Origin of the sequence: Persicobacter sp. CCB-QB2 (assembly GCF_001274635.1) — a bacterium.
Taxonomy (GTDB): domain Bacteria; phylum Bacteroidota; class Bacteroidia; order Cytophagales; family Cyclobacteriaceae; genus Persicobacter; species Persicobacter diffluens.
The window spans coordinates 3,292,966-3,307,923 of the sequence record NZ_LBGV01000001.1 but is presented as its reverse complement, the minus strand read 5'-3'; the positions used below and the strand labels follow the sequence as shown (position 1 = coordinate 3,307,923).

9 protein-coding genes are annotated in these 14,958 nt (G+C 41.1%); all 9 read left to right on the top strand.

The features are described from left to right. The first annotated feature begins 3 nt into the window (after positions 1-3). The 9 genes from NG22_RS14565 to NG22_RS14525 all read left to right on the top strand — a co-directional run bounded on the left by NG22_RS14565 (position 4) and on the right by NG22_RS14525 (position 14,768). Positions 4-405, top strand: coding sequence for an ATP-binding protein (locus tag NG22_RS14565; RefSeq protein ID WP_053406980.1), 402 nt, complete (start codon positions 4-6; stop codon positions 403-405). Continuing rightward, positions 405-842 (top strand): rRNA maturation RNase YbeY, encoded by a 438-nt coding sequence (gene ybeY / locus NG22_RS14560; RefSeq protein ID WP_053406394.1) that lies wholly within the window; start codon positions 405-407, stop codon positions 840-842. The genes NG22_RS14565 and ybeY overlap by 1 nt, the downstream gene beginning before the upstream one ends. A gap of 133 nt (positions 843-975) precedes the next feature. Further along, entirely contained in the window at positions 976-2,841 is a 1,866-nt protein-coding gene (gene mnmG, locus NG22_RS14555; RefSeq protein WP_053406393.1) for a tRNA uridine-5-carboxymethylaminomethyl(34) synthesis enzyme MnmG, read from the top strand. 42 nt (positions 2,842-2,883) lie between these two features. After that, entirely contained in the window at positions 2,884-3,765 is an 882-nt protein-coding gene (locus NG22_RS14550; protein WP_053406392.1) for a class I SAM-dependent methyltransferase, read from the top strand. Then, a complete protein-coding gene (locus tag NG22_RS14545) occupies positions 3,752-5,470 on the top strand; it encodes an Ig-like domain-containing protein (RefSeq protein WP_053406391.1) in 1,719 nt (572 codons plus the stop codon). The genes NG22_RS14550 and NG22_RS14545 overlap by 14 nt, the downstream gene beginning before the upstream one ends. An 876-nt stretch (positions 5,471-6,346) precedes the next feature. Continuing rightward, positions 6,347-8,179 carry a tetratricopeptide repeat protein gene (locus NG22_RS14540; protein WP_053406390.1) on the top strand — a complete coding sequence of 611 codons (1,833 nt, stop codon included), beginning with the start codon at positions 6,347-6,349 and terminating at the stop codon, positions 8,177-8,179. A 78-nt stretch (positions 8,180-8,257) separates the two neighbouring features. Continuing rightward, the gene (locus tag NG22_RS14535) at positions 8,258-8,848 is read left to right on the top strand and encodes a nitroreductase (protein ID WP_053406979.1); all 591 of its coding nucleotides are present in this window, start codon (positions 8,258-8,260) and stop codon (positions 8,846-8,848) included. A gap of 101 nt (positions 8,849-8,949) precedes the next feature. Beyond that, positions 8,950-14,061, top strand: coding sequence for a hypothetical protein (locus tag NG22_RS14530; RefSeq protein WP_053406389.1), 5,112 nt, complete (start codon positions 8,950-8,952; stop codon positions 14,059-14,061). Positions 14,062-14,321: 260 nt separating this feature from the next. Further along, positions 14,322-14,768 carry a methylglyoxal synthase gene (locus tag NG22_RS14525; RefSeq protein WP_072159324.1) on the top strand — a complete coding sequence of 149 codons (447 nt, stop codon included), beginning with the start codon at positions 14,322-14,324 and terminating at the stop codon, positions 14,766-14,768. The last annotated feature ends 190 nt before the right edge of the window (positions 14,769-14,958 follow it).

Here is a 14,958-nt window from a genome sequence, read left to right as displayed (position 1 = left end):
ATAATGGAATCGATCAAAATTGAAATCCCATCTTTGAGTGAAAATATTAGAATTGTCGAGAGCTTTATCGATAATACCAAAGACAAATACCAACTCGATGATGACATTTATGGTAATATTATGATTGCCATTACTGAATCTGTCAATAATGCCATTCAACATGGCAACAAATTTGATAAGGAAAAGAACGTTACCCTCACGGTGCATCATAATAATGAAGCTGTAAAATTTACAGTGGAAGATGAAGGAAACGGTTTTGATTATAATGATCTGCCAGATCCGACAGCGCCAGAAAATATTGACCAACCACATGGTAGAGGAATTTTCCTGATCAAACATCTTTGTGATGAGGTTGAGTTCAAGGAGGAGGGGAGAAAAGTGGAGTTATCATTTTATATCAATTAATGGAAGATCAAATTAATTTTTTCACAGAGGATGTTGAATTCGATGTAGACCAGCTTATTTCCAGCCGAGCATGGATTAATCAGGTAATTGAAAATGAGGGATTTGAATTAGAGGAAATCAATTTTATCTTTTGTAGTGATGAGTATTTGTATAAAATCAACGTCGAATATCTGAATCACGACACCTATACGGATATCATTACTTTTGACAATAGTGAAACCCCTGGCTTTATTGAGTCTGATATATTCGTCAGTGTAGAGCGAATAAAAGATAATGCCTTGAGTCTGAATGTACCTTTTGAACAAGAATTGAAAAGGGTTATTATTCATGGTGTCTTGCATCTTTTAGGATACAAAGACAAAACCGAAGAGGAGGCAGCGACAATGCGGGCAAAAGAAAATGAAGCAATTGCGCTTTTTGAGGATTCTTTTGCTTAAATTTGCACAAACATTTGAAAATCAAAATGTTCCACGTGAAACATTCATTTTATCATAAAAATGAGGTTCCACGTGGAACATTTGTTTTAAAACAGATTAGCATCCATTAGAATATAAAACAAAGGGAAAGCCTATGTTTACTGAATATGATGTGATCGTGGTAGGAGCCGGACACGCCGGCTGCGAAGCTGCCGCGGCAGCTGCCAATATGGGAATGAAGACCCTGTTGGTAACGATGAATATGAATACGATCGCACAGATGTCCTGCAATCCTGCAGTAGGTGGAGTAGCAAAAGGACAAATTGTACGTGAAATAGATGCCTTGGGCGGTCAAATGGGAATTATCACCGATAAATCGATGATTCAATTCCGCATGCTTAACCGTTCCAAAGGTCCTGCTATGTGGAGTCCACGTACACAGAACGACCGCATGAAATTTGCAGAAGAATGGAGATTACGTTTGGAACAAACGGAAAATCTAGATTTCTGGCAAGAAATGGTCAAAGGCTTAGTCATTAAGAACGGACAGGTCAAAGGAGTCGTAACGAGTTTAGGTTTGGAAATTCCGGCCAAAACGGTTGTTCTGACCAACGGAACATTCCTGAATGGCACCATTCACATTGGAGAAAAACAATTTGGGGGTGGCCGTGCGGGAGAAGGTTCTGCTTCTGGTATTACCGAACAATTGGTTGAATTGGGAATGGAAGCCGGACGAATGAAAACCGGAACCCCTCCACGGGTAGATGGGCGAAGCCTTAATTGGGCAGCCATGACCGAACAAGCCGGAGATGAAAGCCCTTACAAATTCTCCTTCAGTGATGAAACGCAACCTTTGCAAAAGCAGCGTTCCTGCTATATCACTTATACCAATTCTGCAGTTCACGAAACATTAAAGGAAGGTTTTGATCGTTCACCGATGTTTAATGGCCGCATTCAGGGTTTGGGCCCGCGTTATTGTCCTTCTATTGAAGATAAAATCAACCGCTTTGCTGAGCGTGATCGTCATCAGATATTCGTAGAACCGGAAGGATGGAATACGGTAGAAATTTATGTTAATGGATTCTCCTCCTCTTTGCCTGAGGATGTACAGATGAAAGCTTTGCGTCAAATTGAAGGATTTGAGCAGGTGAAAATGTTCCGTCCGGGATATGCCATTGAATATGATTTCTTCCCACCAACACAACTTCATACCTCTCTGGAAACCAGATTAGTGAAAAATTTATATTTCGCTGGTCAGATTAACGGAACGACAGGATATGAAGAAGCGGGAGCGCAAGGTTTAATGGCTGGTATCAACGCTTCCCTTCGTGTAAAAGAAGAAGATCCATTGATTTTGAAACGCTCAGATGCATACATCGGCGTATTAATCGATGATTTGGTGAACAAGGGCACGCAAGAGCCTTACAGAATGTTCACTTCACGTGCAGAGTATCGTATCCTATTACGCCAGGACAATGCAGATCTTCGTCTTACTGAAAAAGGGCATCAAATAGGCTTGGCGACACAAGAGCGATTTGATAAAATGGTTCAGCGTAAGCAAAATGTAGAAGAGCTGATTCATACCTTAAAGACGACCAAATTCAAACCGACAAAAGCCAATGCGCAATTAGAGTCTATGAATTCGGCAACTTTAAAGGAATCTCAATCGGCTTACCGACTATTGAAGCGTCCGGAACTTTCCATGGAACAAGTCAGTGTGATTACCCCTGAATTTGAAGTGGAAATGAATAATTATGACCGCATCAATAAAGAGCAGGCGGAAATTCTGATCAAATACGATACTTATATCGATAAGGAGCAGAAGATGGCCGAGAAAATGGATAATATGGAAAACTTGTATATCAAAGATTCTATTGATTATCGTGCAATCAAAGCCCTTTCCAAAGAAGCTCAGGAGAAACTAAGTAATATGCGTCCACAAACATTAGGACAAGCCTCGAGAATTAGTGGCGTTTCTCCTGCTGATATTTCCGTTTTGATGGTGTATCTTGGGAAATAAATAGATTTTCCACGGGAAACATTTCTTTCGATCCGCATACCTATGGTCAAAAATATAGAGCGCTGTCCTGTTTGTCAGGGCAGCCATTTTTCTGATTTTTTAGCCTGTAAAGATTTTACCAGCAGTCAGGAACAGTTTCAAATTGTTCAATGCGATGATTGCCAGTTTAAATTCACTAATCCCATCCCAGAGGCATTGGGAGCCTATTATCAGGCAGATAGTTATATCTCACATACCAACAAGGCACAAAACCTAACGCAACTTTTATATAAGATTGCGCGATTCTTTACACTCCGAGGAAAAGAAAAGCTCGTTCGTCAATACGCCTCCACCTCTAAATCCATCCTGGATTTTGGTTGTGGCACAGGACATTTCCTGGAGTTTTGCCAAAAGAAAGGCTGGGAAATTGAAGGTTTAGAACCTTCCAAGGATGCCAGAAATCAGCATGTACCTGTATTGAAAGGAAAAATAGCATCTTCTGTAAAGGAGTTAGGTCCTGAACAAGTGGAGATTATTACCCTTTGGCATGTATTGGAGCATCTGGAAGACCTTAATGAAACGCTTCAGACCCTAAAACAGAAGCTTCGTTCCACGGGAAAACTAATTATTGCAGTGCCTAATCCGGAGAGTTATGATGCCCAACATTATGGTACCTATTGGGCGGCCTATGATGTCCCCAGGCATCTTTACCATTTTTCGCAAAAAAGCATGCAGCTACTTGCGGAGCATCATGGATTCAAAATCAACCGTAAGATTCCCATGAAATTGGATTCCTTTTATGTAAGTTTGTTAAGCGAGCAGTATAAAAATGGACATCAAAACTATTTTTCAGCATTCTATACTGGACTCAAGTCAAATCTTGCCGCTCGTAAAAACAATAATTTCAGTAGTTTAATCTACATCTTGGAGCATGAAAGTAAATAGCATTGCGAATATCATTTTGGCTTCGGGAATCATGGGCTTCTTTATTGCTTCCTGTGCCAATGTTCGCCAACCCATAGGAGGACAACAAGATACGATTCCCCCAAAACTGGTCACCTCCGTCCCACAAATGGGGGATATCAATTATAGAGGAAAAAAATTTGCCTTCACCTTTGATGAGTATACCCAGCCCAAAAACCTGAAGCAAAAACTTCTGATTACCCCTCAAACGGATGTTCGATATGATTTCAAAATGAAAAAGAAATCACTCATCATCACCTTTGAAGAGCCATTAGAAGAAAATACCACCTACAATTTCAATTTCCAGGACGCCATACAGGATATCAATGAGAATAATCCCTGGAAAAATTCTGTATTTGCTTTCAGTACGGGGGATTATATTGATTCTCTGGAAATCAGTGGACAAGTAACCGAGTTGATGACCGGTCTTCCGGTGAAAGAAGCGACTGTCGTTTTATTCGATGTCTCGGATTCTTTAAATATTTTCACGGGAAAACCGGAATATTTTGCCAAAACAGATGAGGAAGGCTTTTATAAATTATCCTACATTAGAAATGGAAATTTCCGGGCCTATGCCTTCCTGGATGCGAATAATAACCTGTTAAATGATGCGGAAAGCGAACCATCCGCCTTTTTAACAGATACTTTATCGCTAACAGAAAGCCAGGAGAATTTAGATTTCCAATTACTATTGGTAGATGGTCGAGAGTTCCACGTGAATTCGGCAAAACCCTCCGGTAAATATTTTGACGTCATTTTTAATAAATACGTCACAGAATATGAGGTCAATTTTCTAAATCCGGACGAAAAAGTATTGCATGATTTCAGCGTAGAGCATAATGGAGTAAGGTTTTTCAACCCGGAATTAAGAAGTGAAAATGACAGTATTGCCGCTAGAATTATTGCAAAAGACTCCGTAAACAATGAAGGTTTTGCTGAAGTATTCATCAAATTCTCTGAATCAAGGAGAAAATATGGAGAATTTCTAACGGAAATTGTGAACACCAACCATGATAACCCTGTAGCTGCAGACTTTTCTGAAAAAATTCGATTTAATAAGCCGATTCGGGAGGTACATCCGGATTCCATGTTATTCGCTTTTGATACCCTCAATTTTTTACAAATTGACATCGAAAAAGAGCTGGAATGGAATGAAAACTTCAATGAGGTGACCATTCGAAAAAATATTGGATTGGATTCCATTTTTCTTCCACCTGCGGATACCCTTTTTCTGGATAGTTTAAAGGCGGATAGTATTTATATCAATCAGCCCTCACCCATCGTTTTTAAAGAAGTATCTTTAGTCCTGCCAAAAGGCGCTTTTATAAGTGTGGAAAGTGATTCTTCTGAGGCCATATCCCAAAAATTTAGCCTGGCAAGACCGGAAGATTTGGGTAGTATTGCCGGAAGAGTGATAACCAACTATCCAAAATATAAAATTCAGGCACTCAGTCAGGATTACAAGCTTGTTAAAGAATTGGAGCCCTCTGAAAATGGAGATTATCTCTTCCAAAACCTTAAGCCTGGCACCTATCGATTAAGATTATTGATAGATGAAAATGAAAATGGGGTATGGGAGTATGGAAATATGCTTAAAAATGAAAGTCCCGAGCCCGTTTACATCTACCCGGAAGAAATTGCCATACGCGCCAACTGGGAATTGACCAATATTGATTTAGTCTATTAGTGTTAAAGCGGAAGGATTCATTAAAAACGCTTCTATTCTCCTGGAGAGGGTAAATAAAACCCCTCTTTCCGAAGCAAATTCGAATTATTGGAAACGATTTTAAATATTTTTCAACAATAGCGCTGCTATTCTCCCAGGATAATCGGATAGGGCACCTTTGCCATTTCAAAATGAACTCAGGCTTTTAATACAAGCTCTAAAATATTCATGATCACGGCTTCTTAAACGAATTGTTTCCCGTGAAAATCAAAAAGCCATCCTTACGGATGGCTTTTTTTATGCCCGATGCGCTCTGAATTTTAAATTTGATCCTCACTGCTCTACTTATCCACTTCTTCTCGCTTCAATTTTATAATATCCGCTTCAAATTTCACCAGACAAACAGGGTTTTCCACTAACATATTCCTACATGTATGAAAAACGGCTCGAAAATATGATTTCGAGCCGTTTTTTTTGATCAAATATGAAACCCTGTGTGTATATCCGTGGATAACCCTATTTTTTGCAAGGATAACTCTCCGAAATCTTTGAAATTCTCCCCACTTATCAACAGTTATCCCGCGATTTTCTCTAAAATCTGGTTTGATGTGTAAAATCCAATTTTATGAACCCCGTTTTCCCCCAATATTTCCACTTGTGGACGATGTTGAAAAAAGTTATCCACAAAAAATAAAAAAATTAGGATTTTCATGTTAATACCCTAAAGAATAAGGAATTCCATGTGGATAAGCTATGTGGATAAACCTAATATTCAGTGAAGAAAAAGTGTAATAATCCCCTAATTCAAAATATTGAGTAACTTATCCACCAATTCACAGCGTAATAAGAATAATAACTCTTTTTTAAAAAGATATATATAATCTAATACTATCTAATATGTGGAAAACCAAAGGGGCGCTAAGGATTTTGGGAATTGTCTTTTTAAGCTTATTATTTTCGGTTCCTGCTTTTCCGCAAGATTTTCAAAAAGTAAGTCTTGCGGAAGAATATTTAAATCGGGGGGAGGTGGAGAAAGCTCTGGATTTATATGAAAAGTTGGCCAAACAGAATGAAAACCTTCCTTTGATACATAAGAACTATTTTGATTTACTTTTGAGTACAAAGGATTTCAAAGGGGCTGAAAAGTACCTGAGCAGGGCTGTTAAAAAAAATCCGGATGTTTTCGTGTATCAGGTAGATCAGGGCCGTCTATTAGCTGCAAGCGATCAGAATGATCTGAAAGATAAGTTTTATGAGGAATTGATAGAGGCCCAGGGAAAAGACTTAAATAAAATCAGAGGGCTTGCTCAGGAGTTTTATCGGGCGCAGGAATTTGATTGGGCTGTTGCTACTTTTAAGTTCGGGAGAAAAGTCAGTAAGAACGATGGGATGTTTGCGCATGAACTGGCCAATATTTACAGATTGACGAACCAAAAAGATCCGATGGTGGATGAATATGTTCAGATGGCCGTCAGGAACCCCAAGAATCGCTCCTACGTGAAGAACGTCCTTCAGTCGACGCTGGGTGAGCCTGAAGATTTAGAGTCCTTTGAGGCCTATTTAATTGACCATATTCAAAAGGACGGGAAGGAAGAGTTTTATGCAGAGCTTTTGATTTGGACCAATCTGCAGCAAAGGAATTTTTATGGGGCTTTTATTCAGGCAAGAAGTCTGGATAAACGAAAGAAATCAAATGGGGATCAATTAATGGAGGTGGCCCGGATGGCTTTGCAGCATAAAGACTACGATAACTCCATCATGGTTTATGACTATGTCATCCAAAATTATTTGGAAAGCCCCAATTATTATCTTGCCAGAAATGCCATTATCAATGCCCGGGAGGAACAAGTTAAAAATACTTTTCCGGTAGATATGGAGGATATTGATGAACTTATTTCGAGCTACCAACAGCTGATTGAAGAGGTTCCGCCCTCGATCGCCACTTTTGAGGCCCGAAAAAATAAAGCAATGTTACACGCGCTTTACAAGGAAGATTATGATACGGCCATCAAATTATTGGAGGAGGTGACCCAGGGAGGCCGAATTCCTAAAAATTTGAAATTGGAATGCAAAATTTCGCTGGGAGATATTTTTCTTTTGAAAAGTCAACCCTGGGAATCCAGATTACTCTATGCCCAGGTAGAAAAAGAAGGGAAAGAAACGCCCATTGGTTATGAAGCGAAACTCAGAAGTGCCAAGCTTTCTTACTATACCGGAGATTTTGAATTGGCTGCGGGGCATTTGGATGTGCTGAAACAAGCCACCACCCGGGAAATTGCCAATGACGCCATGTCCATGAGTTTATTGATTAAAGACAATACGGCACTAGACACTCTCAGAGCTCCTATGGAGGAGTATGCAGCCATAGACCTACTCCTTTTCCAGAAAAAGAATGAAGAGGCTCTGAGCAGGCTTAAAAAGATGCTGAAGGACTATCCCGGTCATGGGTTAACAGATGAGATTTATTATCTGATGTCCAAAGTGTATAAAGAGCAGGGGAATTTTGAAGCAGCTTTGGAAAGCCTAAAAATGGTCGTACAAAGTGGACCAGAGGATATACTGGCGGATGATGCCGCTTTTGAAATTGCTGATTTGTATGAACATCAAATCAAAGATGCACAGGCCGCCATGGATGCATATCAGTCTTTTCTGAGTGATTATCCGGGAAGTATTCATGTAGAGGAAGCCAGGAAACGATTTAGGGCCCTGAGAGGGGACTTCCCTAATTAAATGATATTATTTGAGGAGGAAGGAATATTATTTCTTCCTTTTTTGTTTTTTTGTTTTTTAAATTGGATAGCTAATGATATGGAATTTTCCACCCAAGAGATTGACCTACTGATTGCCAAAAGAAGATCCATTTATCCGGAGCAATATTCCGGTGAAATCATTCCCGATGCCATCGTCGAGCAATTATTAGAAAATGCCTGTTGGGCGCCTACCCATAAAATTACCGAGCCCTGGCACTTCACGGTATTTACCGGAAAGGGTTTAAAGCGTTTGGCTGATTTTCAAGCCAGTCTTTATCAAAAAGTGAGTATGCAGCAGGGAAATTTCCATTCAGATAAGTTTAAGAAGTTAGCCGCCAAACCGCTCAAGGCCTCCCATATTATCGCCATTGGCATGAAAAGGGATCGCAGGGCGGCTGTGCCAGAGGTAGAAGAATTAGCCGCAGTAGCAGCAGCGGTGCAAAATATGCAATTAAGTGCTACCGCCTATGGTATTGGTTGTTATTGGGGATCCGGAGGGATTACCTATATGGAAGAGGCGAAGTCTTTTTTTGGCTTGGAAGCTTCAGACAAATTATTGGGTTTCCTGTATTTGGGCATACCCAGGCAATGGCCTCAAAAGGGGCGAAGAAAAAAAACAGGTAAGTCATTTCCCTGGATCAGGGAATGAGATAAGAGTGTATAAATTTTAGATTGCAAAAAATGCATCGACCGTTATTGATTTTAGTTTTCCTGATGCTGTCGTGCTTTCATCAGGGGTTTTCCCAAAGGATGAAGACTGTTGAAGCACCGGATTCATTAGCCATTCGGGTGATGGAGGTAATGAAGGAGGGGCGTTCTGAGCGTTTCAGTTTGGCAGGACATCAGTTCGATTCTTTATGGAATGGAGGTAGTCTTTCCGATAGCCAGAAAAGACGAATTTTTGTGCTGTACAATAAGATGAATGAAAAGCAGTGGAGAGCCAAGCCTTTTCTTTACGAGGTGACCGCAACACTGACTGCCGGCAGACAAGAGGCCGGTCTCTCTGTAGTGCAGTATGATGGCTTATTGGACCAATTGGAAAATGGGTTGGAGGCCCTTTCCTCAAGGGATTTTGTCAAGATGACCCAGGCGCTTCATACTTTTTTGAAGTATAAGCAATTGAATAGGTCCAATTTTTTTAATCTTCAGGCCAGTGAGGGGGCTATTTTTGCCTTGAAATATGAGAATACCACCTTTTATGACCCTACGCAAGAGTCCTCGGAGGATAGTTCGGTACCTGCAGAGGAAAGTAGCGAAGAGGACTGGGGCAGCTGGGGAGATAATGCTGAGGAAAGTCAAAACACTAATGATGACTGGAGTAGCTGGGATTGGGGAGAGGATGACAGCACTGACCAAAAAAACGAGGATACTGCCTTAAATTGGGATGATGATAACTGGAGCGGTGCCACCGGTGGGAATGTGATTGTGGAGGAGAAAAATTCCCAGACTTTGGAAGAGATGGTGGATTCCTTTATTCAGGATGAGGCACCCGCTATTGAAGGGCCTTATATTCACTTCGACCAGCTGGAGCTAAAGTTTGAAACGCCTTTTGATACGCTGGTTCTTTCGGGTATTCAGGGAGATTTTTTATTGGTGGAAGGGATTTTCGTAGCGTACAGTGGAAAGGCTGATTGGAAAATTGCCGGTTTTACAGAGGGCAGTCCCTATTGTACTTTTGAGAAGTTCTTTTTCAGTACCAAGCAACCCAAATTCGAAGTAAACAAGGCTACGATGTTTTATCCGGAGAAATTGACGGAACCGACACTGGGCTATTTCGAATATAAATCAAGCCGGGTGGGGAAGAATGCCAAACCTACCTATCCCAGATTTACTTCTTATGGGAGCAATGTGAGATTAGCATCTTTTATCAATGATAATTTTGAATATTTGGGAGGTTATTCTCTCTGGGGGGTAAATGCTTCTTCCAATTCCATTTTTGAAGGAGAAAGTAAGGTGCATTTTTCCAGAGGTGATGATCGGGAATTTTTGGTAAGAAGCGGCATTATCGAATATACGGACTCTACTTTTGTAGCGCCGAATGGTAAGATAGTGGTGAAATACGGTCGTGATTCCCTGTTTCATCCCGATATGAAGATTACCTATCGGCAACAGGATTCTACCATTCATGCCCTGAAAAACAGAGGAAATAATGAGCTTTCCTCTTTTAGGATCACCTATTACGATATGGATGTAAAGGCGGATTACCTGCGATGGAATGTGGCGCATGATAGTTTAGACATTTCCATATTCCAAGCGCGTGATCATCGACCGGCATTTTTTGAATCCAAGGATTATTTCAACAAGAAAAATTACAAATCACTAAGTGATCCCTATGGTTTTCACCCGCTGAACAGCTTGACGAATTACAGCAATAAGGTTCGGTCGAAAACCTTTAGCCTGTTGGATTTTGTCGAGTATTACAAACTTGATTATACCAAGGCGCAGCACGCCATGTTCAAAATGCGGGAGAATAATTTTATAGAGTTTGATGCGATCTCCAACATTATCACCGTAAAGGATAAGGCTTATCATTACACCGCCTCCTACAGAAGGCAAAAAGATTATGATGATTTAACCATTCCATCCAGGACCAATGCGGCACCGAATGCTACGCTTCATTTGAATGATTCTCGCATGACGGTCCGGGGAATTGATAAATTCTATCTGAGTGAAAAGCTGGATGTTTATATTATTCCGGAACAGGAATCCATTGATTTGATTGGAAAAAGAGACTTTAAGTTTGATGGAAAGTTATTCTCCGGAAACTTTGAGTTTGTAGGGCACGATTTTGTTTTCCGTTACGATAGCTTCCTGATTCAGCTGGATCAAATTGATTCTATTCGTTTTTACTTACCGGATTCGGCCAATGGCCAGCGCAAGAAAGTAGACAACTCCTTGGTTTCTGCGGATGAGCAACTGACTTCAAGCTTGAATTCCAATATGGGAGCAACGAACGGAACTTTATATATCAACCGTCCTGACAATAAATCCGGTAGAAAGGTATTCCCAAACTATCCGAGATTTGATGCCGAGCGCGGTGCCGTGGTATATTTCGATAATCCGACCTATTTGGATCAGGCTTACGATAAGAGTGTATATTTCATCATTCCGCCCTTTTCTATCGATAGTTTAGCGGGTGGAGATCCTTCCGCCATTGGTTTCCAGGGTAGATTTGTCTCCGGAGGAATATTCCCGGATTTTGAAGAAAAAATGACCATCATGCCGGATAATTCCCTGGGTTTTGTCCATACGGTGCCCGAGGAGGGCTATACCCTCTATGATACGGACGGCATCATTTATGATGAAATTCGATTAGACAAAAATGGATTGCAGGGAGAGGGAAGATTTGAATTGCTTGCTTCCCAGTCCGAATCTGAAAAGTATACCATGTATCAGGATTCCATGGTCGCTTTTGCAAATTCCTCAATGATTGAAGCCGGAGATTTCGCCGGAATCAGTTATCCGTCGATGAGCGCGGAGGATTTAGAATTACTCTGGTTGCCTCATGAGGATAGCTTGTTTTTGAAAACCACCGACAAGCCCATTATGCTCTACAATGAAGGAGATATGGTCGGTGCAGCGGTCTTGACGCATGAAGGTTTAAGAGGAAAAGGAGATTTGGAGATTCGAGGTTCTCAAACGCATTCAGAACAGTTGACCTTCGAAGAGTTTAGGTGGCAGGCCCGGGAGGCGCAGTTTAATATTTTGTCAGAAGATTCCACGAAATCTACCCTCTATGGAGATTATGTGGAGGTAGACTTCGACCTGGAGAATAACCTGGCCTCTATTTCGCCGGAGATTGAGGGAGATGCTGCCATTTCCTTCCCTTATGCGATGACCAAGACTTCTATCACAGAGGCAGAATGGAAACTGGAGGAGGACATCATCATCATGACCAAGCCGGAGGAAGTCGATATTTCCGATTCCTACTTCTACTCCACTCGTCCTGATATGGATTCTCTGGTATTCTCTGCCGAGGGAGCAACTTACGATATTCAGGCGCAGGAGATGTCCGTTACCGGTATTCCGCATATCGTAGTGGCAGATGCCATGATTACGCCGGACTCTAACCGGATTAAAATTTTGCCTAACTTTGTATTGCCGAGATTAACCAATGCGACTTTGGTCATTGATACCCTGAACGGATATCACAACCTGTTTGATGGTAATATTGATATTCTTTCCAGAAAGATGTTTGAAGGAGATGCCACCTACCGCTTTGTGAATGCAGTGCAGGATACCTTTAATATTAAGCTGGATGAATTTGAATTGAAACCTGACCGAAAGAAACAGTTGCACACCGAGTCCAGTGGGCAGATTGTAGAGGCCGATGAATTAATAATTTCTCCGGGAATGTATTTCAAAGGAACCGCAAAAATGAGAGCGACCAGCAAACCATTGGAGCTGGATGGTTTTGTGAAGCTTGACTTGAAAAATATTCCCTATTACGATACCTGGATTGTTTATCAGAGTAATGATGAAGAACAGCAGGAGATTATCTTTGACTTTGCTTCCGCTATTACCGAAAATGGGGAATTACTAACCGCTGGTATTCACTTTGAAGAGGGCACGAATGTTCTTTATTCTACTTTCGTATTTCAAAAGCGTGGCGGAGGAGATGAAGACTTTTTCGTTCCGAACGGTTTGCTTTCCTACGATGAGGAAAAGGCGCATTATATCGTAGAGGATACCATGAAAACCAGGGCGAATTCTTTCGCTGGTAAGGTATATACCTTTAATGAAGAAACTACGGATATCGTCTTTGAAGGGGGCGTAAACCTGTTTATGAATCCTTATCCGAAGGTGAATAAGTTTATGATGCGCGCTTCCGCGATTGGTTCCGGTAACCTGAATAATAACACGGTTCGTTTTAATGGTTTCACCACCATTGAGACCGATTTACCTGGAGGTGCGCTCACCTCAATGGGGAACAATCTGAATATTGCCGCTGAAGATGGTGGATATCCAAAAGCAAATGAAGACCTGACCAAGCTCTTCTATAAGGTGGGGGAAATCATTGGGGATAAAGCGACGAAGGATTATGAGGCTTTATTATCCGCAGACTATGCACCTTTGGTGAAAATGTCTCGTCGATTACAGAGAGGAATAGTGCTTTCTGATTTTGATATGGAGTGGTCAGAGGAGCAAACGGCCTGGTATTCTACCGGGAAAATTGGCGTGTCCAGTATTCTTTCTTTGGATGTAAATGCCAAAATGGAGGGATATCTGGAGGTCTCTAAAACCGCTGAAGGAGATGTGATGAGCTTATTCATCAATGGAGGCCCGGATGCCTGGTATTATCTGAATTACAACCTTCCGGAGAACAGATTGATCGTTTATTCCGGGGATCCGGTCTTTAACTCACAAGTAGCCAAGAAAAGTAATGTGGCTAAGGCCAAGCTTGGAGAATTTATTCTGGCTGTTGGGGAGAAACAGGAAGTACTGGATTATGTCAACAGGTTCCGCCTGTTATATATGGATATCGATGAAGAGTATCAGATTGCGGAGCCTACTTTGTCAGAGGATTCAGGAGATCCTTTCTTTGATGCGGGTAGTTTAGAAGAGAATGAGGATACGGAGAATATCATTTTTGACGATGAGTCTCTATACGATGAATCTGTAGCGGATGATGAGGATTCCCTCTATGGGGATGATTCGGAAGAAAATACAGCAACCGTTGATGATGGCTTTGGCGAGGAAACGGAAGAAGCCGTCTCAGAGGACGAACAAGTGGAGGTAGAGCCGGTGAAAGAGAAGAAGAAAAAGAAGAAAAAAGGAAAGAAGAAAAAAGAGGAAGTAGTAGAGGAGAAGCAGGAAGAAGAGATAGAGGATGAACCACTATATGAAGATGACGGATTTTAACCCGAATGATGCGCACGATAGCATCAATCAATACAGGGAGGCTTGAAGGCATTATTCCTTCATTCTCCCTCCTTGCAGCTAGATAAGGAGGGAGCATACCCAATTCGGCTTTATCGAAAGGCAGGGAAGTATTTCTTTCCTGCCTTTTTTTTCATCAGATTTTGAACAAGATGTTTCAATTCCAAATAATCAGGTATTCCCGAGGGATTTTGTTGGGGAATTTGGTAATTTGTTGCAAGAATTTTTTACAAATAAGAGCTATGGCCACATTAGGTAAATACAAGAATATTGCTTTGGTCGCCCACGATAATCGTAAGGCATCCATGATGGATTGGGCGCGTCAGCATAAAGATAAATTGAGCAAGCACAATATATTTGCTACAGGAACTACCGGAAAGCTATTGGAAGAAGCTTTGGATATCAAAGTCAATCGTTTTTTCAGTGGTCCTTTAGGTGGTGATCAGCAAATTGGAGCCAAAATTGCAGAGGGAGAGATCGATTTCCTGATCTTTTTCTGGGATCCATTAGAGCAACAACCGCACGATCCGGACATTAAGGCATTGCTGCGTATCGCGGTGGTTTATAATATTCCGGTGGCCTCTAATATTGCTTCTGCGGATTTCTTGTTGAGTTCGCCGTATTTTGATTCCGAATATCAAACCGAAGCTGTCAACTTTGATGAGTACCTGAATCGTTCCATTGAATAATTTTATTTAAAATATACAAAAAAACAGCCCAGGCATCTGTCTGGGCTGTTTTTTTATCCACACTGTGGATAAGTATTGTGGATAAGTAGGCTAAAAATGTTGAAAACGTAAAATACAAGGAGTTAAGTCCGGTTTTTATGCCTATTTCAGTGAAATTTTTCAGCAATTAATCGGCGAATACCTTTGAAAA